This window comes from Legionella cardiaca, from assembly GCF_029026145.1.
GTDB lineage: Bacteria > Pseudomonadota > Gammaproteobacteria > Legionellales > Legionellaceae > Tatlockia > Tatlockia cardiaca.
In genome coordinates this window covers 994,123-1,019,720 of record NZ_CP119078.1, presented here as the reverse complement: position 1 = coordinate 1,019,720, position 25,598 = coordinate 994,123, and the positions used below count along the sequence as shown (strand labels likewise).

Below are 25,598 nucleotides of genomic sequence, written 5' to 3'. Positions count from 1 at the left end.
TTAATATGATCAAAAATTATTTAAAACTAACGCCCTTGGATATCCCAAATCTTATCGGTAACGCGATGAACTTACCATCGACAGGTCGTTTGTCAGTAAGTGACGACGGCTTGGTTTATCTTGATCTTCCAGATAGCTATATTCATGAGTTATATCCCTTGCTGGCAAGCTATTCAGACACCATTATTAAACCTGAGTATTTTGGCCAAAAATCAGCTGGTGCTCATATTAGTGTGATTTACCCTGAAGAAAATACGCCAGTTGACCCTCAGGAACTTGGAAAACTACATCAATTTGAAATTTTGCAGGCGGTTGCAGCTGATTTAGGTGCAAAAAGATATTATGTTCTTACGGTGAATGCTCCAACCCTAATGGCATTGAGGAATAAACACCATTTAGGTTCGCTCCTCAATTTTAAAAATTATTGGATTAATCTGCACATTACTATTGGAATTGCTTTCCTCTAGAAAAAGGATCACTATTCAGGTGCTTTTTGTTCATCCAACAAACCTGGCAACTGTCTTTAAGTGGGTACGTCAAAACAATTGCCAGCTTTCCAACTTTGTAGTGTGTCGCTCCGTAGTCTTGCGCACTGGAGCTAGTAAACGAAGCATCATTACATTTTATATTGTGTTTCTAAATGCTTAACTATTTCGATACTCTCAGCATGTTTCTTATGAAAAAATCCAGGTGCATCATAAATTTTTGCTAAGTCTTCTTTCGTTAACTCTTGATTATTTGGCTTGCCAAATAAAACTATACCATATTTAAGCATCTCACTTTGTCGCTCTCTTTGTGCTGAATCCATATAAACATCTACTACATGCTTATCTTCTTTAATGTCCTTTATAATAACTTTGTGGTTTTTCTGTGCAGAATCCGGTTTTACGGTTGTTAGATTAACGCCAAGCTCTTTCATTTGATTTTTTATTTGACTGAAATATTCTTTTCTTTCTATAAAGTCATTTTGTGAAAAAGTGACTTTCTGAATCGTGTCATCTTGACGCCGCGAATCTTCGAGATTTTCAATAAGATGCCAGCTCATGAATGCAGAAGCTATAGGCAGAAGCGAGAAAAGTATACAAAACCCTATAGAGGACCATAAGTTAAACGTGTCTTTTTTGCTGTCCTGAACTGTAGCTTGAATAGTGAATATTAAGGACAATGGAGGGATTAGGGCTGCAAGAATGGCCAGTACTTTATATCCCACGCGAAATAATTGGTGACGACGCTCTTGATCTTGGTATGCGCTCAAATACAATTGGGCATGTTGGTCTAAATGATTAAACTCTTTTTTCAATGATTTTCCCATTACCTCACCATAATGTTCATTTTTTTTGCAATTTAATCATTCTTAATTTAACGTGTCAAGTACAATGCATACAACGCTAAGTCAGTAAACATAAGTTGAACTGTAATTCTAAAGTCGTCACTTATTATTTTATATGTAAGTATCATTCCCGCGCAGGTAGGAATCTATCCAACCTTTTAATTCTTGACGTTTGTTTTAGAGATGGATTCGCCTGCGCGGAAATGACACTGAGGGTGATACTTCAATTGAATAATTTAAATGTTTTAATATTGACTTTTTTATTCATTAAACATACTGTATAGACTTTATTAATCCAAAAGAATTTAATATAAACCAATGTGGACTGAGCAGAACAATATCATTGCTATTATTTTCCTACCTATTATCGGCTGAAAAGCCGAATCCATACTCCACATCCCATTTTTATCATCTTTTTTTATCTTACCCTAGCAATGAGGTAGTTATGTTTCAATCGAGATCTAATTTTTTGGCCTTCTTCATGTGGTTATTTCCATTGTCATTTTTTACCTTTCAATTTATTCTGCGTCTTTGGCCAGGTTTGATGATGCAGCAAATCATGGGACAATTTTCCATCGATGCCAGTCACTTCGGCATTCTTGCAGCGCTTTATTACTATGGCTACTCTGGTATGCAAATTCCTGTTGCCGTGATGCTTGAACGCTTCACACCCAGGCATATTGTTTTTGTTTTTGCTCTTTTATGTGGCTTTGCAACGTTTCTTTTTAGCTACACCAATAATTGGTATCTAGCATGTTTAGGAAGATTTCTGGTAGGCGCTGGTTCTGCAGTAGGTTTTCTTGCTGTATCAAAAGTGATTTCAGAATGGTTTCCTAAATCCCGCTATGCAGAAATGGTTGGTTTTTCATTTACGGTCGGTCTTCTAGGTGCAATTTATGGAGGGAAGCCTGTCAGTTTACTTGTGGCAAACTACAACTGGCAAATGGTCGCATCGGCTTTGGCTTCCATAGCTATCTGCCTGGGCTTAAGTGCTTATTGTTTTTTACGTTCTCCGACTACTATCCAGCAAAAAGACACTCCTTCACAAGGTTTAAAACTCTCACAGTTTAAAAAACTGTTGGGTTTACCCTCCATCTGGATGCTGGCCTTTGCTAATTTTTTAATGGTGGGATCACTGGAGGGCTTTGCTGATGTTTGGGGTGTGCCTTATTTAACAACTGCTTTTGGACTTGATAAAAGTAATGCAGCTCAGCTAGTTTCTTTTATCTTCATTGGCATGTTGGTTGGTGGTCCTCTACTGGCATTTTTTAGCAAAAAAGTTGGTAATTATAGCGTTATTAGTGTATGTGGCCTTGGAATGGCACTGGCCTTTAAATTGCTCCTTTCAAGCACGACTTATAATTGGTACGTGCTAGCGCTTATCTTTTTCTTAATAGGCGTGATGTGCTGCTACCAGGTTATTGTTTTTGCTGCGGGTGCTGACTTGGTTGAAGCACGATTATTGGGAGTTGCTGTTGCTTTTTTAAATTGCATCAACATGCTTGGTGGCTCTTTTTTTCATACGGTAATAGGACATGCTATGGATGCCAGTTGGGAGGGAGCATTTAATGCTGATGGCATTCGCTTATACACACTTGAATCGTATAAATCATCATTATTATGGATACCCTCTTGCGCGATGATGGGTGCTTGTCTTGTTGGTTTAGTTGGCTTGCATTTATATCGACTTAATCAACAAACTTTACAAAAAGCATAAATAAATCTTGGGTTTTAAACGATGAGAGAAATGCATTTTCATGTTTTCTCCTCTTTCAAAGCAGCGGCGGATTTTAATCCATTTTGCGGTAATAAATAGAGTAATAAAGGAATTTCCAAATACGCATGAAACATGGCAATAAGACTATAGAATTTTTTACTATCTTGAAAATCATATAAAAACCCCAGGCCTAGTGAACAAAATAGAAGACTTAGCGCAGTATTGATTTTAATTGGTGCGGCACAAAACCTTGGCAGCACTTTAATCACGTAATAATAATGAATAAGCTGCAAATAAACTGCGGTGGCAAAAAAAGAAATTATCAACGCATTGACCTGTGGTGAAACAAGGTAGTGAGCTAAATATAGATGTGCCTGCTGACTGGAATAAAATGACGGATCAATCGCTAATAATAAGGACAAACCAAATACCAGGATGGGATTAACCACAAATATTAGCCACGCGTTTTGTGTGGCATTTTCCGCCTTTAAAAACCCCCAGGGGGTGAGATTATGTAGAAATGCAAGGCACATAAAGAGTATGACAGGACTTACAATAACACCTATTACGAACAGTAGTAGTGTCAACAACGTGATAAAACTTAGTCTAAAATAAAGCGCAAGTACAATAAAAATAAAAATAAAAATAATTTCTATCGTCAGTAGGTATTTGATTGATAAGAAAATCGCTATAGTCTTTATTAATAATAAAAGCAGTAATAAACTCGTTACTGCAAGAATTAAAACTCGGGGAAATTTAAAAGACAAATGTTTATAAATATAGGATAACTCATAAAATATATGAGCTGCCCCAAAAAAACCTAGTGACAGCAGATAGGAGCTTAAAGGGAACATGGATGCCAATAATACCAGTATTGCCGATATACTAAGTCGCATAAATTACCTTAGCGAAAACATCAATACATTTATTACATTAGGCATTACTATTCTGGCTGAATTATTTGCTTTTTTTGTATTCATAAAAAGATTTGTCCCTAAAAATTATACAATGAGTTGGATATTATTTATTGTCGGGATAAATTTTTTAACCAATCCACTGGCACAACTATTTTACTCAAGCTTAAAACTTTCTAACTTAGCTGGTCTTTATTGGTTACTCACCGAGATTCTAGTCGTTTTAGTTGAAGCCAGTTTAATCTATGCACTCATGCGACAATCTTTGCAAAAATCTTTGCTTTATTCTTTTTTGTTAAATATTACATCCATTATAGTAGGAGCAATACTGTGCTGGTTAAGTTTATTACCTTGGTGCTATTAGCACTCTATTCTATATTGAGTTACGCCGATCTAATTATCCCAAATAAAAAAGAAGAATTTTTTGATGGTTTCTTTAGCTCAAGCGAGAAGCTTTATTTAGCTTTAATTCTTATAGGCATTATTATTCTCTTTATTGTATGGCGTAATATGCGGAAGAAGTAGAGCATCATAGAGTTATGCCCTATACCAAAATAAAAAACAACCTGTAAAAGTACAGGTATTTATAAATTGTACAAGTTGTCAATATCAAGCCACCCTGGTAAATTAGCAAACCATTTTCGTTATCATCAAGGTTCTTTTCATGCCAGAACAACATAAACACTCAATAACCAAAGTGAAAGAAAACTCATCTTTAACGAGTACGCTAAAAAAATTTAAAAATAGATTTTTTAAATCGTCAGCGCCTGACTATAGCCCACTTATAACCCAATACAGTGTAGTTAAAGGATTACTAAGCAATTTTTTGCTTGACGAAAAAAAAGAAGCACAATTTAAACTTGCCATAGAAAAATTAGATTACTTGCTTTTACTTATTGAAAAATTTTCACAAAATAAAAAGGCTAATACCTCCTCCTTCCAGGAGCTTGCAGCGCAATCTTACTATTTACGTGCCTCATGTTCATTGATGCAGGCAAGTCAATATGATACTGAGCAAATCCAGAATTGTACTGAGGGTACTGAGTATATGAACCTGGCAATACAATATGGTTTGTCTGAAGCACAACAAACTCATAGCTTTGAACGTTATGCAAAAAGACTTCAAAAAAAACATGATGAATTTTCACAAGTCCTGGAGTCTTATGAAGCTAAGCGAAGAGCACAAAAGAAAATCCCCAATAAAAAGATTTTATTAGCTAATCGCGTTCGTGAAGGTCTTTTCATAGAGAATTTGGCTAAAATTGCAGAGCATGGGTTTACCGAACTTAATATAAAAATTCATCATCGAGCAAAAAAAATGATGGAGGCTGCCTTATCTAACCATTTAGTCTTAGAAGATATATCAGCGTCTGAGTGCAAATATAGTTAACAAATCGATGTGAATGCTTATTAAAGCATTCACATTTAAGCTAAAGCAATATTACCCTCCAAATACAAACGGCAATTGCCCGCCAAAAGAACACGGTCCCCTTTTACCTCACAAAGTAACTCGCCTTGGCGCTTTAATCCCTGTAGAGCATGAATAGAACTCTTACCCAAGCGTTCACTCCAATAAGGAGCAATCACACAGTGAGCAGAGCCAGTCACAGGATCTTCAGGCACATCACATCCTGGATAGAAACAGCGTGAATAAATATCAAATTTTTTAGAGGGCGCTGATAGAATGACACCTCTATTTTGTAACTGACTAATTGCATTTAAGTCAAGTTGAGCTCTCTCCACTTCCTTTTCATCGTTAAAAATAAGAAGTAAATCAAAAGTACTTTCATAAACTTCCTGAGGAGTTACATTCATTGCGGTAAGTAACGCTTGGGAAGCTGTAATTGGTGTATAAGGAAGGCTGGGAAAATCAAGTTGTAGTTGTGAGTTCGAGCGATTAACCCGTAACTCGCCACTTAAACTTTGAAACAGTATACTGTCACCAGCATAGCCCAGTTTTTCAAAAATAACATAAGCACTTGCTAAAGTGGCATGTCCGCAAAGCGCTACTTCAGAGTTTGGTGTAAACCAGCGAATACGATAGTGTTCCCCTTCTTTAACAATAAAGGCCGTCTCTGATAAGTTATTTTCTGTGGCAATAGATTGCATTAAATTTTCATCTAACCACTCCTTTAAAGGACAAATCGCTGCGGGATTGCCGCCAAATAATTTATTAGTAAATGCATCCACTTGATACATCAATTGAGTGACCATTTTCTATACTCCAATGATAAATATAATTGCACACTATAACATAGTATGCTATATATTAGCAATTAATATAATTGAGACTAAACAATGCAAACCTCCAGTTTACTAAAAAAAGCAAATCGCTTATTGATTAAAAAAGCGAATGAATTATTAAAACCCTACGACATTACCCATGCCTATACTTCTTTTCTGTTAGAACTATTTAAAAAAGATGAGCTGACGCAAGCTGAAATGTGCAAACAAATTGGTATTGAACAGCCTACCGCCGTAAGAACTTTAGATCGTATGGAACGCGATGGTTTTATTCATCGCAAACCCTCCCCAAAAGACAGACGTGTATTTTTAATTTACCTTACACAAAAAGCGTTGGATGCTAAAAAAGAAATCGACCTTTGTGCTGAAAAACTAAATGATATTGCCCTCGCAAACTTTAGTCAGGAAGAAAAAAAACAATTTAATCAATTCATTTCCCGTGTAAATTCAAATTTAGAGCAGAAGAAATAAATTTAATACCATGTCAAAGACTGTAGCAATGTCGGGAGTTCCCTTGCTGTCCTCGAGATGATGTTATTAAGAGATCTCGGTTGCATAGGACTCAATGAGACAACGTTGAAAATTAAAATATAACGCTTAGTCTTATCCCAGCACTTATGTATAATTGATGCAGAATTGGGACAGCCAAAACTCTGCATTAAAAAAGGACTCTATTATGAAAGCAATTGGATATCAAAAATCGCTCCCTATTGAAGATCCCAACTCACTTATGGATATAGAGCTGCCGATACCCACAGCCTCTGGGCGAGATTTGTTAGTCGAAGTAAAAGCTATTGCAGTGAATCCTGTTGATTACAAAGTCAGATTAAGAGAGACACCAGAAGCAGGCCAATATCGTGTTTTGGGATGGGATGCTTCAGGCATTGTTAAAGCTGTGGGTGAACATGTCACTCTTTTTAAACCAGGCGATGAAGTTTGGTATGCTGGCGATATTACACGCCCCGGTTGTAATAGCGAATTTCATCTTGTTGATGAAAGAATTGTTGGGTTAAAACCCAAAACCTTGTCCTTTGAAAAAGCAGCCGCTCTTCCGCTTACGTCACTGACTGCCTGGGAATTACTTTTTGATCGTCTTTGTATTACTGCAAGCGAAAAATCGACCCTTTTAATTACAGGCGCCGCTGGTGGTGTAGGCTCTATTTTAGTGCAGTTGGCAAGACAACTAACCGCTTTAACTATTATTGGAACAGCCTCGCGAGAAGAATCCAAGCGCTGGATTCTTAATCAAGGTGCCCACCATGTCATTGATCATAGTAAACCGATGCAAGAACAACTAGCCAATCTAGAAATTCATGAAGTCGACTATGTTATTAGTCTTACTCATACCGATGAGCATGTAGAAGAATTGATTAAATGTTTAAGACCCCAGGCAAAATTTGCTTTAATTGACGATCCTCTTAATTTAAATCTCCGGCTTTTTAAACTGAAAAGTCTCTCTATTCATTGGGAAATGATGTACACGCGTTCAATGTTCAAAACGCCGGATATGATCAAACAGCATAATATATTGAATGAAGTTGGTCATTTGGTTGATAAAGAAATTATCAAAACAACTGCCAATGAGAATTTTGGTTCAATTAACGCCAACAATTTGCGTAAAGCCCATCATCTTCTTGAGAGTGGCCAATCACGCGGTAAAATTGTTCTTTCTGAGTTTGCCTGATAATTTAAAATTTGCCCATGGTTATTTCCCTGGGCAAATTACGAGAATTTTAGTTGAAAAGCTTAGTAAAAAACGATTCAACCGGGTTTGAGGATCCCAATGAAAATTCATTTGTGTCTTCAGCATATTGGTTCAGGTTATTAAGAAAATCGGCACTTGTTGTCTTTTTAAGTCCAAATAAGCCAAGGATATAAGTTAAAATATCTTGCCCGGTATTAATAACATCATACCTGGTTTGTTTCCCTGTAGAATCATATTGCTTATAGAAATCCTGGAAAACCTTACGTACCCCTTCCATTGATTTTTGTGCTTTTAAGTCGTTAATCAAAGCATCCAAAATAGCATACTTCGCACCATGCATATCGAGCCGTCCAAAAAAATGAGAACGTCTATCATTCTTAAGGTAATTTTTATAAGAATCCAATTTTCTGAACACTTCACTTGTAAAAAATGCTGTTACGGCGGGCGAATTTTGATCGCTCTCTTCATAAATAACAGTAGGAAGTGTCATTTCTGCATCAGGCAATAATTGCTTCGCCCCTTGCTGAAGATGACGCATATGCTCGGTAAAAAATGGTACTTTCTGGTCAATCTCTTTCTCTTTAGATTTTGGGCTTTGTGCGAGCCATTTAGCTGCTGTATTAACCGCTTGAGCATATTTTTCAAAACGCATTAGAATCGATTCGCTTGATTCTGTATTCACAAGCTCCTTTAGAGCGCTCTCAACAAAATTTTTATTTTCTTTCCAAGTGCTTTGAGGAAAAATTGCTGGAACACCAGTTCGTCCGCAAGCCATCTCTACTTCCCGACTGAATCGTTGAATCTCTGCTATCTCATAACGCATAAAAGCCCCTGTTTAGATAAAAAATTGCACATATTGTACTATATGTAAGAAAATAATCAAGCGCTAAAGTACCCACTTAGACATAGATGCTTGTATTTCTTCAAAATCTGCTATTTTTGTAGCTATCTCCTTATAAGCAAGGTGAGTATTATCGGTTCTAATCCAGCTTTTTTCTCCTTCATCTCTTTCATAACCACGATCTTTCAAAATTTTTTTTATGCTTGTAATTTTAACTTCCATGTTACATTTACTATCAAGTAATCGACTAATTGCAATAATACCTTTGGGTTTTAAAAACTCTTCTTCACTTAGCTTATTGAATTCTAAAGCATAATTATTATTTTGGAAAAAAACTAACGTTCTGCCAAATTCTCGTAACCAATTGAAACGAACTTCTTTACTCCAATCGTATTTTTTTATAATTCCTTCAATATCCTCCAACAACTGTTGCTCTGCACTCATATCTCCTCCCTGACAAATTAACAATGAATTAAACAATTGCACACCGCGCAGTTGATTTCAACTGACTTGCAGAGCTTGTCATTTTAGAGAAAGCTATCTATTAGATTAGAATGGTAAAAATATAAGAAGAGAAGATAATTAGAAAAATTTTGCAGGCAAAAAAAATCCACCCGAAGGTGGAGTAGTTAAAAGCAGGTAAATCATGTCTCCACAACTACCTTCCTCTAACCTACACTTTTATTATAGAACAATAGTATTATTTGATCAAATTTTTACCAATAATTAATTTCCGAGTCCCCAAATTCTTTCATCCTTAGCATCTACCCATCCTTAAACATCTAGCCCGTCACCTGAAAATCCGTCATCCCACGTAGCAAGCGTGAGAGTTTAGCGTACCAATATTTTTTATGACAGTTGTTGTTCCCTGCAAAATTCATACATCTACAGCACCCAATTAATAATCATTCATGCTAAAATTCTGCCTATCATCCAAATAACTAGATTAAAATGTCTCATTTTCTTTCATTGCGCTCTTATTCAAATGAGAATTGTAGTCATAGTCATGACTTTGCACAGTTAGTATTGCCGATTAAAGGTGAATTGGAAATTGAGATTGATGGGAAAATAGGTCTGGTTAATGAAACTACAGGAGCCTGTATAGGTTCAAATAGGCGGCATTGTTTCTCAAGTAATCAGGACAATTTATTTTTAGTCATTGATTCTCCCAATACAAACAGCTGGCACAATGATAGATTGCCTCTCTTTTTACATTTGAATGATGCGATACAGAAATATACTACCTTTGCCCATTGCTATTTAATGCAAAAGAATGATGTTTTTACCCAGCATTTGCTGTATCAGCTTCTAATGAATCTCCTGACTCCTGATTTACATCTTACTGATCATGTTGTAATTCTTGCAAAACAATGGATTGATAGGCACGTTGCTACCCCAGTGAATCTTACGCATTTAGCACAACACTGCCATTTAAGTAAAAGCCAGCTGCAACGCCGTTTTAAGCAAAGCACAGGCCTCAGTCTTGGGGAATATTGGCTTAAGAAAAAATTAGAATATGCTCAAGTTTTACTGTCTAATAATAAGTTATCCATAGAGGATGTTGCTTATCAGGTAGGTTATGAAAATTTATCTGCTTTTAGCCGGCGCTTTAATCAATCATTTGATCTAACTCCGTCACAATGGCGAAACATGCAGTTTTCGGCAAAAAATATGCGCTTAGCCGATAATAAGAAAGTAATCAATTCTTGATAATATGCCTTGTACTTTGTAAACAGGAGACTAGCTCGATTATGAAGCATTTGGCTAATCGCTCTCGAGGACTAATTTTTCTCACCCTCGCGCAAGTTATGGTAGGAATTAACATCGTTTCTTCTAAAATTTTGCTGACTACTATGCCGATATTTTTTTTATTAACGATGCGTTTCATTTTAGCTACCATCGCATTGCTTCCTTTGCATTGGCTAAGCCCCGCAAAAACACAACCTTTAAGTTATTACTTCTCTCAACTTCAATATCGCGATTGGTTTTTTATTTTGAGCCAAGCCTTGTCTGCCGGCATTTTATTTAATTGTTTTATGCTCTTAGGTTTACATTATACGGATGCCAATGTTGCTGGCATCATTACCAGTTCCCTGCCTGCAATCATTGCACTTCTCTCCTGGCTTATTCTTAAAGAAAAAATTGCAGGTAAACAAAGCTTGTGTGTACTTTTTGCTACTATTGGGCTTGCGGTAATTGCCTACGACAAATTACAAGGCAATCATGCAGTGCACTCATTTATAGGGGATTTTATTATTCTTTTTTCCCTTCTACCCGAGGCCGCTTATTACATATTATGTAAAGTTCATCCAAATCGTCTACCAGTCTTTATTACTGCAACACTTATGAATGGTGTTAACGCCTTATTATTATTCCCAATTGGCATCTACTCCTATTTTAACACCCCTGATCTTGATATAGCCTCATGGTGGATCTTGTTTGTTTTAGGATTAAGTTCCGGCCTTTTTTATGTATTTTGGTATATTGGTTGCCGATCAGTAGATGGCATCATGGCTTCTCTTTCCACAGCTATCATGCCTGTTGCAACTGTTCTGCTTGCATGGCTTATTTTGGGGGAGCAATTAACACTGTGGCAAGGTCTAGGGATGTCTTTAGTTTTACTATCGATAGCAATTTATGCCAAAAAATAGCTTATCAGAGTTAATTTTCTGACATGGCTTCAAGCCAATGTCTATGTCTTTTTTCATTACCTAATCCACGAAGTAAAACACTATCCGCATCTTTCCATTTAGTCTCATGGCAGGTTAGGCGTTCATAAGCAATATTAATGTCTACTTCATTAGCAAGCATGGCTCGAAGCATAGCCTTGTCGCCAAATAGATTGGCAAAAACAACTTTGCCTTGTATTAATAATTGTTTCGAACCCGGTCCCTCTGGAACAGCTGCTCTGTGCTTTTTTAGAAGATTAGAAATGTCGCGAATATGCTTTTTAAGATCGTTTTTAAATTCACTAAGTCGAATTTTATAAGTTGCATTATCCATACGATTAATCGCAGTTTCATAGGCTGCAACTACGTCATAATCTAATTCACATAACTCATATAGTGCATCTTCAAATTTCGCTTGAGTACCAACTAATGTCGCCATTTTACGACTCCAGGGAATAGGCTCCCTATGTATTAAGAATAGTTGTTTTACTGCTAGTAAACAAATGGCGACACACTTTAATTTGAACTAGCTATTAAACTTCATCAAAAATTGATGGTGATTTTTGATGAAGTTACCGGGAATATTAAGGTGTTTGAAGGGTAGAAGTAGAAATATTTAACTGATCCATCTCCTTTAAAATTTCCTTATATAAGGCATTATTTGTTTTGGAATCATGCCATTTAAGTTTTACCCCACTTTTATTAGTCACAACCTTGAAATAAGTTTTAAATGCATCCAGGCATGACTCCAATGCATCTCTGGGAATTTCACTAAAATTATCTACTCCAAATAGATTCAGAGTTATTTTAGCCAAAGCTGAACTATCCTTCACTGAGCTTTCAAACATATAACCGTTATTGACTTGACTTAGATGAAATAAAAAAGCACCCGCTAAAACTCTTTTCAAAAATCCGTTAATGTCTTCAGGGAGAATATATGAATTTGCAAATACTTGCCCCAACATATAATAGTTTTTGCTATAGCTCTCGACATTGCCGGCAAAAGTCGCAATGAATTTTATATCAGACTTTCTTATAAGATTATTGGTATTTTTTCTTAAAAAAGATAAGTACCGATTGTTATCCATCGATAAACGTTCTTCTTTATAAGATGCGTCTAGATTTTTAGCGGCTTCTATTAATTCATTTAAGGTAGGGATATTAAACGGCATTTTATTCTCCATGATTAAATGCTGCACAAGTCAACAATACTTCCTGCGGTAACTATACTTATTTTTTAATGCCGAGAGAATAGCTAAATTTAGCTAAAAAGAATACATAAGAGAATCATTGAATAGAAAAGACTCAATAGCGGATATTATCCTCTATTGAGTCTTTTTAAATTAAGGCTGTACTGTGAAATAGGCTTCGTCATAAGGATAGCAAGTCCATTGAACTTGTTTTCCACCTAATTCTACACTAATGACTTGACCATTTAAGCTAGCAAGGGTCGGTTGTGCTTCACCATAACATACCTTATCCACTCCTCCGACAGTGACATAATGATATGAGGTGGTTGCGGTATAGGTTTGCGGAACATAATAAACTTCACCACGTTGTTCCAAAACCACAGGACTACCTGAAATCACAACTTTATCAGCCAATGAGGGAAAACTAATTATAAGTAATAAGAAAGCACTAATGCTTAACAGAATATTTTTCATCGTCTTATCTCCAGTAAATTGCTTGTTATGCTCGTTCTGGTAAATAGACGTCTATGCGTCTACCCTGACAAAATACACTCCTTAAAAACAACAATCTCTCTATAAGTTTAGCAGTTAATCGCTATTTCATCATAAAATTCGACTTATCCTTTATATACTTTCATTACGTAATACAAAATTTGAGTCATTACAACAGGTCAAAATAACCAATATGATCAATTTGTAAGGTAAATATCAACTCAAATCGATATGATTTGCTATTACCATCTAATATTTTATGGATTTTCTTATTTCAGAAATAGCATGCCCGTCCCAAATATAGTCGTAATGGCCTGCCTGTACAGGTAACGTCAATGCTGGGGGTCTAAAAATTGCCAGACATTTTGCATCATCTGCCTCATTTCTCACACTTGGATAGATTAATCCCCATTCATTTTTACGTTTTATTTCACGCCCCAATTCCTGACTCTTAAAATAGGCATTAACATCAGGATCTAAATACTCTTTATATTCATTACTGCATAAATTGATTAACTGCTTAGTCACATAGGCAGTATACTCTCGCATTTGCACGATGCAGGGTGCTTCTCTAGAAGCCGCTAAAAATCGTTCACGATGAAATTTTGTTTCAGCGATTGCTGTTTTAATCGAGTCTCCAGCATAATAAATGCCGTAAGTTGTGCCATCGCTGAATCGAGAAACGCCAAAATGAGTAAATGCTGACATCAGGGGTGTAGAACCAGCCCCACCAACCCAATCCTCTTTAGCGACCAGTGAAATATGACCATATTCCGTGGTTAATCGATCATTGGTTAATCCCTCCAAATCAGCAATATACTGAAGCTCCTCTTCTGATTCAGCCCAATCAAACAGAGTAATTGGAGGGTAACGCGATGGAATAAGACGATGCGTTTTTTCTTTAAAATCACTGTAATTATACATTCCCTGCTTAATATCCTCGCCAAAAATCCAGAAATCGTCGTACTTCCGCCAATCTCATGAGACTCCCTTCCATCAAATAATTCCTTGGTGTCATACCATTAAAGGGAGGTAAAGTATTTTCTCTATTTATCCAAGACATGGCTTGATTACTGTCAACAAACAAAATTCGCAAATCTTTATAGATTCCTAATAGAAGAGAAATGCGCTCCTTTTCATCCCGCGTTAAATTACCATCGTATTTTTTAATACCTTTATAGTAAGAGGAAGAAGGCATATCACCCATTAAGATAAGTGCTTCTTCTTTCGTGAAATTAAATCGTTCAACTAAATTTTTTAGAGCTTTCCATGCAACTTCATTAGGAACTAGTACGGACACTTGGGTGGAAGTTTTCATGCAGTTCTCTTTTTGTAAAACTATATACTAATATTATTCTAATTTTAGAATTTTGTCTAATTTTAGATTAATTTTTAGGATGAAGGTAAAAGAGAAAAGTTCCGCCAATAACTGCTGCCGGCATAATAAATAAGTTAATTAAAGGAATAAAACTTAATAAACTTATCGTGCTGCCAAACCCAAGAGTCAATGACTTTTTATTGTTAATCATCTTACGCATCGTTTTAAAATCGACCAGATTATTGTCCATCGCGAAATCTTGATACTGCACACTTAGAATCCATGCATTAAATAAAAACCATAGAAATGGCAATACGGGATGCAGGGGCGGTATTAAAAATAATAAACACATCAATACCAAGCGCGGAATATAGTAAACAATAAATTGCCCTTGACGCTTAATAGTCTGCACCACGACTGCCCCAAATCCTCTTTCTGGTACTGGTTCTTTTTTTAATAATTTTTGGGCCCGCTCAGCCAATAATCCATTGAAAGGCGCGGCACATATATTTGCCAGGACAGAAAAAGTGGTCAGGAAAAAAAGAATAAATAATAAGAAAAAGAGCAGCGTAAACACACCGCTAAGAAAGCTCAACCAGGACGGAAGCTTATCAACATAGTAATGTGCCAAGGGGGATAAGAAATGATAACCCAAATAAGCAATTCCCCCATAAATGAGTAAGTTGAAAAGAATGGGTAAAATCACGAGCGATCTTAATCCCTGGGTATTTAACTTCTTAAATCCTAATAAAAAATAATACATGCCAGAAAAAAAGTCCCTCATCTGAATATTCCCTAACTCTTAAAACAATCGATCTCAAAGACCCGGGTTAACAAAGCCTCTTTGCCATTATAGGGATTTCACCTATAGTAGAATTAAGTACAAATATAGCGCATTCGTTTCATTCCTTCAGCAGGAATGCCGTAATCAGCGATAATTTCCGCCCCCATATGCCTATAAAACAGCACGGCATAAGGATTTGCTATAAACTCAAAATTTGTTACATTTTTATCGCGGGAAATAGCACAGACTTCATGCCACATTTTTCGTCCTAGTCCCCGACCAATCATCTCGGGTGTAATGAAAAAATAATCAAGTTCTGCCTGTTTAGTAAAAGACATCCCAAGCACAGCAATTATCTTTGCATTTTTCTCATAAACCAAAACAAGATGATTGTTAATATAATCCAGTGTTAATCCAAAATTCTCTAAAAAAAACTGATTATTTTCAGCACTGTAGCCTATATGCTTTCTTGATTTAGTAATTAAACTATTTAAAAAATCAAGATCAGGGGCATTAGCTGGACGACGTGTTATTAAGGTATTAACTTCAACGCGCATAATAGGTACGAATCGTCCTGGAAACGATTCAAATTGTTGAACAGTTTCTGCACCCATACACTTATAAAAATTTTCCGCGTTAGGGTCGGCTATCAACATAAACTCCTTCCAACCTTTCCGGGAAGCGTATTGAATAGCATATTGCCACATGGTTTTACCAATGCCCTGTCGAATTTTATCCGCATTGATAAAAAACAAATCCAGCTCAGGCTTGCCTTCATAATTCAATTTAAAAGCATAAAGGCCTAATAACTCCGTCTCTTCTTCCAGCAAAATGATTTCATTTTTACTAAAATAAAATTCCTTTAAGCCATATTTTTCCATAAAAAAATCCAGGAAAGACTCAGAGTAACCCCAAAAGCCTTTTGAAGTTCTAATAAAATCATTTAATTTTGTTAACTCAGAAAGAGTAGCGGAACGTTGATGCATGGTGCTCTCAGATTATTTAATTTGATTCCTTAAGCTAGCAATGATATCTCATAGCATCGCATTACTTGGCGATGCTATGAGATATAGTACTTAAGATCAAGCGTTAGGATGAAAAACACGAATACGGTGGTTATCTGGATCAAGCGCTACAAAGGTGAAGCCAAAATCCATCATCACTGGGGATTGAATAATCGTTACACCCTGCTGCAACCATGTTTCATGCAACCTGTTAACCGTATCAATATCCCCAACGGCCAATCCTATTTCTCCACCACCACCCAATGATGTCGCAGGGGGTTCTGCGTGTTGACTTGACCATAATCCCAATCTTAAACCCGGCTTTAATGTAAACATGACAAAAGTTGGAGAATTCTCTATAGGCTGCTGATTTAACAACAACATATAAAAACTAGCGCTCGCAGCAGGATTTTTAACATAAAAAATAATACTATTTGGATCAAACATTTTTTAAGCTCCATAAAATTCAATAATCAGCGTTATCCAGCCTCATCATGACGACCGGTTCAGCATGAGTTATCGTAAGGGAGCATACTGACAAATTATGTCAGCAGTATTACTGGGGTGCGACTTTCATTATTTCTCGCCATTGCTTCAATAGCTTTTGTTTGTATTGAGGGTAACGTTGATTTAAAAGCACTAATCTTTTTATCCTATCCGTTCTAAAATGGCGAAATTCCTCGCGCAATTCACACCAGGCAATCACGATACGCACGGAATCAAAAAAACCCAGTGCAAAAGGCCAAATCGTACGCTCTGTTTCGTTATCTTTAAGGTCGCAATAAGTAATAAGTATCTTGCTTTCAACACGAATTGCCTGACGAATTTGAGCGAGTTCTTCATCACTTGTCGCCACAACAGAACTTGGACCTATCAATAACGTTGTCGTATCAACCTGATAACGCAAATCACTCGGTAAAACTGCCGCAATTTTTGTCAGGGCATTGTGAGCTGCAAAAGATAATTTACTATCTGCTCGTTGCGCAACCCAGCGAAACCCCAGTACCAACGCTTCGATTTCTTCTTCTGAAAACATTAAAGGCGGTAACATAAACCCTGGACGTAATACATAGCCAACGCCAGGCTCCCCATCAATCTTAGCGCCTTGCGCCTGCAAACTGGCAATATCACGATAAAGCGTGCGCAGACTTATTCCAAGTTCTTGTGCGAGTTTTGCACCACTTACAGGATAACGATGGCGGCGTAAAATTTGAATTAACTCAAAAAGACGTTCGCTACGAGACAATTTTGGTATTCCTAAGTTGCTGACCACTCAATACTGCCATATTTTGTCATCAGTAACCGTGAAATACAAACTCAGTCTGTAAACCTTCCAGCTAATCCTATCCTTGCGTCCTTCCAAGCGTTGGAATGAGATCTCCCACTACGATGTTTTGGAAATAATTAAAGAGATTTTCTGCAACAGCTTTTCATAATGACTTCCTTGCCAATAAATTTGTTGACAAGAATCACAACGCATAAATTTTTCATAATATTGTTGCGTTAATGGTAAGAGACTTTTACTGATTTCATTCTTAGGAGCAGCGATGAGGATTCCATTACACTTCATACAGCGAGTTAAGGGTTTACATTGTAAATATAAATCAAAACGCGTTAGTATTTCTTGTACCTGATTAATTGGCTTATCGTTTCGAACCCAATAACCATGTGTAATCCTCTTATGCTTAAGTAGATTAATATCCCGGGTTAAAACAATTCGATTTTCAAATCTACTTCGCTCAGCAATCTCAACGTCTTCAATTGATTTTTCATAAGTCGTATCAAATCCTAGCAGGCGTAAATATTTTGCAAGTTTACCAAGATGTACATCAAGAATGAATCTTGTTTTCCTTAATGGTTCTGGTCGAACTCGTATAAGCGTTGTAACATCGAATGCTTCAAACATCGGGTAAATAGAAATTCTATCGCCATCTTGCACATGGTAATTAAAATCAACTGATTTGTGGTTTACCAAAATAAGTTCTACCTCAGTATGAGGCACCCCTAATGATTCAATCACATCTTTAATTGATGCTTTAGAATTGATGACATGCATAAAATCCTTTTTGCGTCGCTCCAGAGGGAGAAAATCATTTAATTCTTCGTAGAAACGCAAATACAAATGAATCATATTAACATCTCTTTCTAAGGACATTTTAGCAATATCCAGGACTTCTAGTGTGCTCCTCGCATATTTTGTCTATCTGAATCATCTTCAGATTCAAGATGAGGTTTAATGTTTTGCAGGCGATCTTTAAAACTTTTATTAAATTCCTTTACTTTTGAGTGAGAAACATCTTTAACAAAAATATTTTTTAATTCAATGAGAATATTTTTTATCCAATCTACCATAGAGAAAGATGAAAATGTTGGTCTTAATTGCTCTTCCAAAAATTCGTGCGTCACTCGTCTTCGTTGCTCAATAGGCATGTTAGAATGCTTCATCATCTTTTTAAAAGTACTTACTATTTCCATTTGTTTACCCAATGTCTTAGCTTCTTCATTAAGATCAGGGGTAAGTTCGATTACGGCATTTCTTAGCGTTTCGACATTATCAATCTGAAAATAGTTGGGAGTATATTTATTATTCCTGTCTACAAGGTCAGGCTGCATTTTCTCATAATATTCTGCAAAAATTAGTTTGTCCTGCTCGTTATATTGATAACCAGAATCTTGAATTCTAGCTCTTAATAAACAAAGCCTCTTGTGATAACCCCAATGCACATAGGTCTCTGGTAATTGCGTTCCTAATTCTTTTTTTAATCCATTTTCTAATTTTTCTACCAGAGCATAAGCTTGAATAAGATCATCATAAATGTGGAGTGTTCTATAAAACTCTGCCATTTCATCATAGTTTTCTTTTTCTCTGTGTGTCTTCACAAAAGTTAGGACATTACGCTCATGAGCAACCATAAAATCCAATTTTTCCTGGGCTAAAGGGCTTTTTTTCCTTACCTCCTCAGTGAGTTCTTCTTTCTGATGATAAAAATGTTCCTGGGTTGACATTAAGCTATAAAATTTAAATTGTCGATAAACTTGCTGAATTTCTGTTCGCTCTTCCTTGTCGAGTATGGGAATATGGGGTTTATAAGCTTCTTTTGGCGTTCTATTCTTATCAATTTCCATTAAAAATAGCTCAAGCATTTTTTCTTCAATATTATCATTAATTGTTATTCTTTCTAGAAACTTGCTTTGATACTTTTCAAGCATGGGTCTTACATCTTTATAAAAGATATCGGAATATATGTCTAAATTTTTATCAAGAATTTTTTTCAAGCTATTTTGTAAACATTCATTGAATTTTTCTTCCTTGTATTTTTCAATTTCTTTAATTCTATTTTCTCTTTCTTCATCCAATTTACTTTCTAAAAAATCGATTTTCTCGTTAATGAGTTGAATACTTTTTTCATCAGTTATTTCAGAAACCCTAATTTGATGTCGCAAAGCAGGTTCATATTCTAACAAGCTGCTAAATGCATTTTTGAACTCTTCTTTTGCAAAAGCCACATCGGACTCATTTTCAGATTCATTTTCTGGAAAACCAATTGCTTTTAATTTACTGATATAGACTTCATAAAAAATATTTCCCTTGCGATTAATGGCACATAACTCAGGTGTAAGTTGCTGATAGCATTCAATTAATATTGTTCTTACCAAAGGATCATCAAATAAATCTGCATTTGTCTTATATTCTTCTTTAAGTATTTCTAATTTTTCAAATATTCCCATTTTTCCTTTGGTCAGAAGGCTCTCCAATTTGATCAATTCTAATTTGAGAGCCGCTATATCTTTAGTAGATTGCCAATTTACCCGTGGAACAGAAATATCACTTGCAAATATGACAGGGAAAGAAGCATTATACTTACCAACTATTTTAATCAACGCCTCTTTATGTTTTGCTGTTAATTTTTCTGCAGAATTTACAGTATTTAACAATGTTCCAATTTCTAAATAGAAGGCATTCAATGCGTCTTTGTTTGTGGGGTTTCTCTTAATTAATTCCGCATGATTTTTTATGATTCTGCTTTGTATTTTTTCAAGTTTTTCGCAGAAATCTTTTTGTACAAATGTACCTCCAATTGACTCAACCGTAATAGCTGCGCCTTCTCTTTGAATGTGAGGTACTAACAACTCGTACTTTTCTTTTAAAATTTTTACTTGAAGTGGCTGGTGTACGTTTAAAGAGGCAACCCCCTCATAAATATGATTCACTGCAACAATCTTTCGCTCATTGGAGGGTGCTAATGTCCTTAATTTATCTTCATTCTCCATAATATTTTTGAGGACTATTTTTATTTCTTCTTCAGAATATTGTTCCAAGCGCTGCAGATCTGCTTCATCATACAATTTTGCCTGCTTAAGCTGTGGTGCTAATTCTCTACAGCACTGAATAACTATTTTTCTTACAAAAGAATCCTTAAACAGATCATCATTAGAAACCAACTGCCTTTGAAAAATTTTTAACTTATCAAACGGTTGTGAGTTTTCTCTAGTTAATCCCTCTTGCATACTAAGTAACCATGAACGCCAGTCATTTAGGCTGTAAGAATTGTTCCATATTACAGGTGGTTTAGGGAATTCATCTTTAAATAAAGCTGGTAAAGAGCTGGTAAGATTATTTAACAGTTCAACTAATTTATCCCGGTGAGCAGGATCGAATGTTTCATTTTGTGAAGAAAGCGCGGATAGGCGCTCAACTTCATCATAGAGAGTATCTATCGTTTCGCGAGCAGCGGAATTTTTACTAATAATTGCAGCGCGACGTCGGATAATGCGAAATTGAATTTCTTCTAATACATCCTGAAGTTCCCGGTTATTTTTGATCCCTTTAACCAATTCTATAGTGATTGTTTTTTTCTCAATATAAGGCAATAATTTTTGATATTTCTCTCTTAAAATTGCAATATCTTCGTATTTATGTAACTCTAAATCCTCAATACATTGATAAATTTGGTTAATTTCATCAAAATGATGATTTTTTCCTCCCAAAAGTTTATCTCTAAATTGACGATCGCTACTTAATTTACTTTGATGAATTAATCTCTCTTTTTCCTTAGCAATTCTTTTCTCAGTGGGAGTCGTATCTAAAGAAAAAACCAGGATATTCTGCCCCACCACTCCCGATATATTTTTGGCTAATTTATTATAAAAATCATCAAATTTATGACTGATTTTTGAGGTTAAAACGCCAGGCTTTAATCCAAGCGTCACTTCAACTTCATCAGCTTGCATAAGAATTTCGGCACCAAATTCAGTACGAATATCCTTTAACCTTTCAATAATTAAATCATGACCTTCAGCACCCGCGTTAATTAATAAAGTCTGCAGTGTTTTAATTGCATTTAAGAAATTTCCTATTTGCACTGGTTTGAAATCAACTTCAGCGATAGCTGCCACCACACTATCAATTTCATCACTCATATCTGCCAGTACCTGCAGTGACAATTCTAATTCATTTAAATTAAATTCCGCAGAAGCGGACGACTGCGCTCCGGTTTCGCCATTATTCTTCTTTTCTCGTAATCTCTGGATTTCCATTTGAAGTCCATAAAGACCTTCGACAATTTGTCTAATTACTACGGACTTTTGCGAATCCTGGACCTCCGATTTTTCTGGCTCTTTTTTTGTGGTTTTTTCTACAAAAAGAGCTTCAGTTTGTTTTGCAAAGGATTGAAGTTGGTGTGTCGCAGAAAGGAGAATAGATTGAGAGCGCGTTAATTTTTGTTTATTTAAAAGCGCGACCATCTTTTTTCCATCGTGGTTAACGATTTGTATAAGTGCATTTTCATAATCAGCAGAGCTATTTAGATTATTAATAAAGTTATTGTCTTTATAAATGGGATTTACCTGTTCCAAATAGGGTTGTAATTGCTTATAGAGATTTTTTATTCTCTCTTGAACAATTGAATCCGCATAATCTGTCTCGAAATAAAGAATATGTTGCATCTCCCCCCAAATACCAGGCGGATTAAACTTCGATTCGGTATCCAGTAATTTCCTTACCGCTAGATCCAAATCTTCAACACTTGTTATGTTACTTATAAAATCTGTTGTAAATTTTGAGTCATCAAGTTTATCAAGATAGGGTTTTAACTCATCATATAAAGCGAGTATTTCAGCTTTCACAGAAGAATCTAGCGGCGCATAGGGATCAATTTTTTTAAGTTTTTCTTCAAGTTGGTCATAAATTTTGCTCATTGTCTCCCATTCAGGGTGTACAATTTGACCTAAAATGGGATCAAGTACCTCTACCTCTTGTTTAATTGCAATTTCAGTAGCCTCCAGAATGCTTTGACATTTTCCAACAAGAGTTCCTTCTTCCATTTCTAAAGAATATTCAATGCTAGCAAGCTGCCCTAACCACTTTTCTTCAAATTCTTTTCTCAGGTCAGCATACTGTTCAGGTAACTGTTGCGCACTGATACCATTTACCAAATTAACTAATGACAATTGAAACTCTTCGAATGCTTTAGTAACTTTATCCATTCGTTCTTGTTTTTTATCAGGTTTTGCCGGTTGCGACCCTACAGCAAAATAAGAACCTAATAATGGAATTTTTTTAAGCGGCTCAATAAGCTCTAATCCCTGATTGAGAATTTCATTTAACTGCGAATTACCTTTAATCCCATTTATTGCAAGCACAGCCTGATAAATGGATGTACCAATTTCCTTTCCTAGTTTTCCCAGAGAATAAGCTTGAGATATGGCATACTTACTACCTTTATGAGAAGTAGCTTCCTCTAATTTTGCCAATCCTTGTTGTAAATAATAAAATGCATTGATTACATTCATGTACAAAGCAACTTGCCTTGGGGCAAGATGGGGGGTTGGATAAGGAAGTTTCATGCTATTTAAATGAAGCTCATACAATACTTGTTGAGAAAGATTTTCTTGTAGATTAGGAATTAATTTTTTGTGAAGATAATCCTCGAGCTTAGCTGATAACTTAAGTTCTTTGGCTATAGCTAATAATGTTTTCTTTTTAGCAGCAACAGGTTGCAACTCAATTAAAGCAGAAGACTTTTTGCTTGCCGCATTTTCCAACTTTAAATAGTCTTCCTTATCTCTTGTAGATTTAGTCTGTAAAGCAAGCAGATAATTTTTTATGGCATTTTTTGCAGCAAACACGTTGGCATTGGTTAATTTTTCCACAGACTCATCCTCTTGTATATCTCCCAATGCGTTGACTAGCTGAGTGTCAAATGCCACTAAGTCAGAATTCTCCTTACTCAAATAGAAAATGAATTTTTGAAACTTCTTGTATTCACTACGCAGTAATTCTTTCTCCTCTGTACTTAAATTGTTTAAAACAATGGGAAAAGGATTTAAGGAATCAACATTTAGTTGTTCTAATTTGTGAGTAAATGCATCAAATGCCTGCAAAGCTTGATTAACTTCATCCAATTCGTTATCAATCAAAATAATTTTTTTACGGAGCTCCTGGGCTGATTCTCCTGGTACATCTGCAAAAGTTCGCCATTTAGGCAAAGAAGTGATTTCTTTAAGTACCGTTTTATTGCCATTCTTAACGTAATTTGATTTTTCAACATGCTGCATACTATCTTCAATAAAAGCAATGCGTTGCTTTTCGGTCGCTTTTTCTCTTTGTAGAGCCTCTATAACCTTTGCTTGTCCTTCCAGAACCATGTTGAATTCATTTGTCCTGGTAAATGCAGTGCCAACTGCAGTTGTGGTGGAAACTAAATTAGAAACGCCCCCCCACAAGTAAGAAATAGTCGACAAACTTTGCTTCTCTTTTTGAAATTCTTCCTTCTCTTTTGCGTTTAAATTAAGAAAATTGACAATTTTAGTATCCAGCTCGGGATTTTGGGCAGCAAGACAGGGTTGAAATTGTTTATATAAATAAGCTAATTCCTGTCTATCCTCAACGGAAACTCTAGAAAACGAGCGACTACTATACACCGTATTTAAAGAGAATACTTTTTGAAAAAAAGCAGTAGCAGCCTGCTCGCTTTGAGATATTTCATGTAAATGTGCTCTAGAGTTATTTATTCGTTGGATCTGCAAATTTCTTCTCTGTTCCCTAAAAACATCATCCATCAAAACAGCAACTTCTTCATCCTGCTCCAAGACAGGTCCTGTATTCACTTTCTTCACCTTGCCCAGAAGTATGGCCTGGCCAGCTTTCCCATACCATTTATTCATCCCAGACTCTACAGTTTCTATTTTTTCTACGGCAAAGCCAATTTTTTCAACCACTTTAGTCATACTTTTGTAGTAATTAAGTGCTGCAGATAGCGCTGGTTCCGTCAATGTACCTGATATAAGGCCGAGGTTTTCCTCAAGAGACTCTAATTCTGCAATAACCTCTGGCAAAATTTGATGTTTGAATTGCTGCAATTTTTCAACGGATTTTAGATAGGCTGTTTTGGTTAAGGGAGACCCAGCATTAATAAAATCAGTTCCATGAACACCAATTTTTTTAATCACTTGCGCATACTTATAAGCCAGTGACAGTCCTGTTCTGGTTGTCATTTGTTCCATGTTATGAGCAATTTTTTTGGCTTTGACTTCTAATACCTGCTGATAAGCTTCTGATGTGGTTATTTTTTCACTTGGGAATAATGATTCGCTTTCAATAATACGTTGTAATTGTTTGAAATAGACCGGAATATTCAAAACCGTTTGAGCTAACTGTTCAAACCCCACTTCCTCTTTTGTCTTTTGTTCTGTTGGAAGAAGATTAATTCCCTTGGCAGTTGTTTCTACCACTCTTTCTTCTAACTTATTTGCGCTACTGGAAAATTGTTGCAATCGTTCTGTAGCAAAATCAAGTCTTGGTTTTAATCGCTCTAATTGAGGTCCAAAGATTGTCTGAATTGCAACACCACCAGTATCAATTAATTGCCATGCGTCCTGAGCCTGCATAAGAGCATGGTAAATATTTTTTGCAAGAGGAGCTTCTGCAAGATAATCTTCTGAATTGATGTCTAACTCTTCAATTTCAGTAAAAATAGTCTCCATGTTATAGAGAATATTCATCACTTTTTTAATGATAACAATTTGCTCGGGATCATCCGAATTAACGTGATAAGGAACTCCTGGTACAAAGGGCTTTAATTGCGAGGTTAGTCGCTTTGAAAATATTTCTTCATTGGTAATTGCTATCAAAAGATTAGAACGGATAGTGTTGCATTGTTCAGCCAAACCTAATTGGCAAAAACTGGAATGAAAGAACTCCGCGTTTCTTTGATAGGCATGCAGCATTCTAAACATTTAAGAATGACTCTAAAAAAATTCAATGATTATAATAATTATACATATAGGCAACTTATAAACCAACAACTGCATCAACAATTTAATTAAAAATTATCGATTAATTCCCTCACTACCAGCCAAAATACTCTTGATATATCGGAGATTTAGGAA

General features: G+C 35.9%; 24 protein-coding genes. 8 read left to right on the top strand and 16 right to left on the bottom strand.

Going from position 1 to position 25,598, the window contains the following annotated elements; all coding sequences use genetic code 11:
• The first annotated feature begins 5 nt into the window (after positions 1–5).
• Positions 6–467, top strand: a complete 462-nt coding sequence (locus PXX05_RS04450) for a hypothetical protein (RefSeq protein ID WP_275089859.1) — start codon at positions 6–8, stop codon at positions 465–467.
• Between the two features lie 149 nt (positions 468–616).
• Here the strand turns inward: PXX05_RS04450 and PXX05_RS04445 are convergent, their stop codons facing one another.
• A complete protein-coding gene (locus PXX05_RS04445) occupies positions 617–1,300 on the bottom strand; it encodes a hypothetical protein (protein ID WP_275089858.1) in 684 nt (227 codons plus the stop codon).
• Positions 1,301–1,811: 511 nt separating this feature from the next.
• Here PXX05_RS04445 and PXX05_RS04440 point away from each other — a divergent pair.
• Positions 1,812–3,047, top strand: a complete 1,236-nt coding sequence (locus tag PXX05_RS04440) for an MFS transporter (RefSeq protein ID WP_275089857.1) — start codon at positions 1,812–1,814, stop codon at positions 3,045–3,047.
• A gap of 38 nt (positions 3,048–3,085) precedes the next feature.
• On the opposite strand, the gene PXX05_RS04435 is transcribed toward PXX05_RS04440, so the two are convergent.
• A complete protein-coding gene (locus tag PXX05_RS04435; RefSeq protein ID WP_275089856.1) occupies positions 3,086–3,580 on the bottom strand; it encodes a hypothetical protein in 495 nt (164 codons plus the stop codon).
• A 319-nt stretch (positions 3,581–3,899) separates the two neighbouring features.
• Here PXX05_RS04435 and PXX05_RS04430 point away from each other — a divergent pair, with 319 nt between their 5' ends.
• Positions 3,900–4,325 carry a hypothetical protein gene (locus tag PXX05_RS04430; RefSeq protein WP_275089855.1) on the top strand — a complete coding sequence of 142 codons (426 nt, stop codon included), beginning with the start codon at positions 3,900–3,902 and terminating at the stop codon, positions 4,323–4,325.
• 300 nt (positions 4,326–4,625) lie between these two features.
• Positions 4,626–5,351 (top strand): hypothetical protein, encoded by a 726-nt coding sequence (locus tag PXX05_RS04425; RefSeq protein ID WP_275089854.1) that lies wholly within the window; start codon positions 4,626–4,628, stop codon positions 5,349–5,351.
• 35 nt (positions 5,352–5,386) lie between these two features.
• Here PXX05_RS04425 and PXX05_RS04420 read toward each other — a convergent pair whose 3' ends face one another.
• A complete protein-coding gene (locus PXX05_RS04420; protein ID WP_275089853.1) occupies positions 5,387–6,175 on the bottom strand; it encodes a PhzF family phenazine biosynthesis protein in 789 nt (262 codons plus the stop codon).
• An 84-nt stretch (positions 6,176–6,259) separates the two neighbouring features.
• Here PXX05_RS04420 and PXX05_RS04415 point away from each other — a divergent pair, with 84 nt between their 5' ends.
• Both PXX05_RS04415 and PXX05_RS04410 read left to right on the top strand, forming a co-directional pair.
• Complete coding sequence (locus PXX05_RS04415) at positions 6,260–6,676, top strand: MarR family winged helix-turn-helix transcriptional regulator (protein ID WP_275089852.1); 417 nt, start codon at positions 6,260–6,262, stop codon at positions 6,674–6,676.
• A 205-nt stretch (positions 6,677–6,881) separates the two neighbouring features.
• Positions 6,882–7,889 (top strand): zinc-binding alcohol dehydrogenase family protein, encoded by a 1,008-nt coding sequence (locus PXX05_RS04410; RefSeq protein WP_275089851.1) that lies wholly within the window; start codon positions 6,882–6,884, stop codon positions 7,887–7,889.
• A gap of 49 nt (positions 7,890–7,938) precedes the next feature.
• On the opposite strand, the gene PXX05_RS04405 is transcribed toward PXX05_RS04410, so the two are convergent.
• Both PXX05_RS04405 and PXX05_RS04400 read right to left on the bottom strand, forming a co-directional pair.
• Positions 7,939–8,733 carry a hypothetical protein gene (locus tag PXX05_RS04405; RefSeq protein ID WP_275089850.1) on the bottom strand — a complete coding sequence of 265 codons (795 nt, stop codon included), beginning with the start codon at positions 8,731–8,733 and terminating at the stop codon, positions 7,939–7,941.
• Between the two features lie 63 nt (positions 8,734–8,796).
• Positions 8,797–9,195, bottom strand: a complete 399-nt coding sequence (locus tag PXX05_RS04400; protein ID WP_275089849.1) for a hypothetical protein — start codon at positions 9,193–9,195, stop codon at positions 8,797–8,799.
• 507 nt (positions 9,196–9,702) lie between these two features.
• Between PXX05_RS04400 and PXX05_RS04395 the strand changes: the two genes are divergently transcribed.
• On the top strand, positions 9,703–10,461 hold the full coding sequence (locus tag PXX05_RS04395; RefSeq protein WP_275089848.1) for a helix-turn-helix domain-containing protein: 759 nt from the start codon (positions 9,703–9,705) through the stop codon (positions 10,459–10,461).
• Positions 10,462–10,502: 41 nt separating this feature from the next.
• A complete protein-coding gene (locus PXX05_RS04390) occupies positions 10,503–11,402 on the top strand; it encodes a DMT family transporter (RefSeq protein WP_275089847.1) in 900 nt (299 codons plus the stop codon).
• Between the two features lie 10 nt (positions 11,403–11,412).
• Here the strand turns inward: PXX05_RS04390 and PXX05_RS04385 are convergent, their stop codons facing one another.
• The 11 genes from PXX05_RS04385 to PXX05_RS04335 form a co-directional block, all read right to left on the bottom strand.
• Positions 11,413–11,859 (bottom strand): hypothetical protein, encoded by a 447-nt coding sequence (locus PXX05_RS04385; protein WP_275089846.1) that lies wholly within the window; start codon positions 11,857–11,859, stop codon positions 11,413–11,415.
• A gap of 145 nt (positions 11,860–12,004) precedes the next feature.
• Positions 12,005–12,592 (bottom strand): hypothetical protein, encoded by a 588-nt coding sequence (locus PXX05_RS04380; RefSeq protein WP_275089845.1) that lies wholly within the window; start codon positions 12,590–12,592, stop codon positions 12,005–12,007.
• Positions 12,593–12,763: 171 nt separating this feature from the next.
• Positions 12,764–13,084 carry a hypothetical protein gene (locus PXX05_RS04375; protein WP_275089844.1) on the bottom strand — a complete coding sequence of 107 codons (321 nt, stop codon included), beginning with the start codon at positions 13,082–13,084 and terminating at the stop codon, positions 12,764–12,766.
• A gap of 267 nt (positions 13,085–13,351) precedes the next feature.
• Complete coding sequence (locus tag PXX05_RS04370; protein ID WP_275089843.1) at positions 13,352–14,026, bottom strand: RES family NAD+ phosphorylase; 675 nt, start codon at positions 14,024–14,026, stop codon at positions 13,352–13,354.
• Between the two features lie 7 nt (positions 14,027–14,033).
• Complete coding sequence (locus PXX05_RS04365; RefSeq protein ID WP_275089842.1) at positions 14,034–14,420, bottom strand: antitoxin Xre-like helix-turn-helix domain-containing protein; 387 nt, start codon at positions 14,418–14,420, stop codon at positions 14,034–14,036.
• A 67-nt stretch (positions 14,421–14,487) separates the two neighbouring features.
• Positions 14,488–15,204 (bottom strand): sulfate transporter CysZ, encoded by a 717-nt coding sequence (gene cysZ, locus PXX05_RS04360; RefSeq protein WP_275089841.1) that lies wholly within the window; start codon positions 15,202–15,204, stop codon positions 14,488–14,490.
• Between the two features lie 92 nt (positions 15,205–15,296).
• Positions 15,297–16,190 carry a GNAT family N-acetyltransferase gene (locus PXX05_RS04355; RefSeq protein ID WP_275089840.1) on the bottom strand — a complete coding sequence of 298 codons (894 nt, stop codon included), beginning with the start codon at positions 16,188–16,190 and terminating at the stop codon, positions 15,297–15,299.
• A gap of 96 nt (positions 16,191–16,286) precedes the next feature.
• Positions 16,287–16,655, bottom strand: coding sequence for a VOC family protein (locus tag PXX05_RS04350; protein WP_275089839.1), 369 nt, complete (start codon positions 16,653–16,655; stop codon positions 16,287–16,289).
• A gap of 109 nt (positions 16,656–16,764) precedes the next feature.
• A complete protein-coding gene (locus PXX05_RS04345) occupies positions 16,765–17,454 on the bottom strand; it encodes a helix-turn-helix transcriptional regulator (protein WP_275089838.1) in 690 nt (229 codons plus the stop codon).
• 138 nt (positions 17,455–17,592) lie between these two features.
• Positions 17,593–18,339 carry a Mut7-C RNAse domain-containing protein gene (locus tag PXX05_RS04340; RefSeq protein ID WP_275089837.1) on the bottom strand — a complete coding sequence of 249 codons (747 nt, stop codon included), beginning with the start codon at positions 18,337–18,339 and terminating at the stop codon, positions 17,593–17,595.
• Positions 18,340–18,383: 44 nt separating this feature from the next.
• Entirely contained in the window at positions 18,384–25,445 is a 7,062-nt protein-coding gene (locus PXX05_RS04335; RefSeq protein ID WP_275089836.1) for a hypothetical protein, read from the bottom strand.
• Positions 25,446–25,598 lie beyond the last annotated feature (153 nt).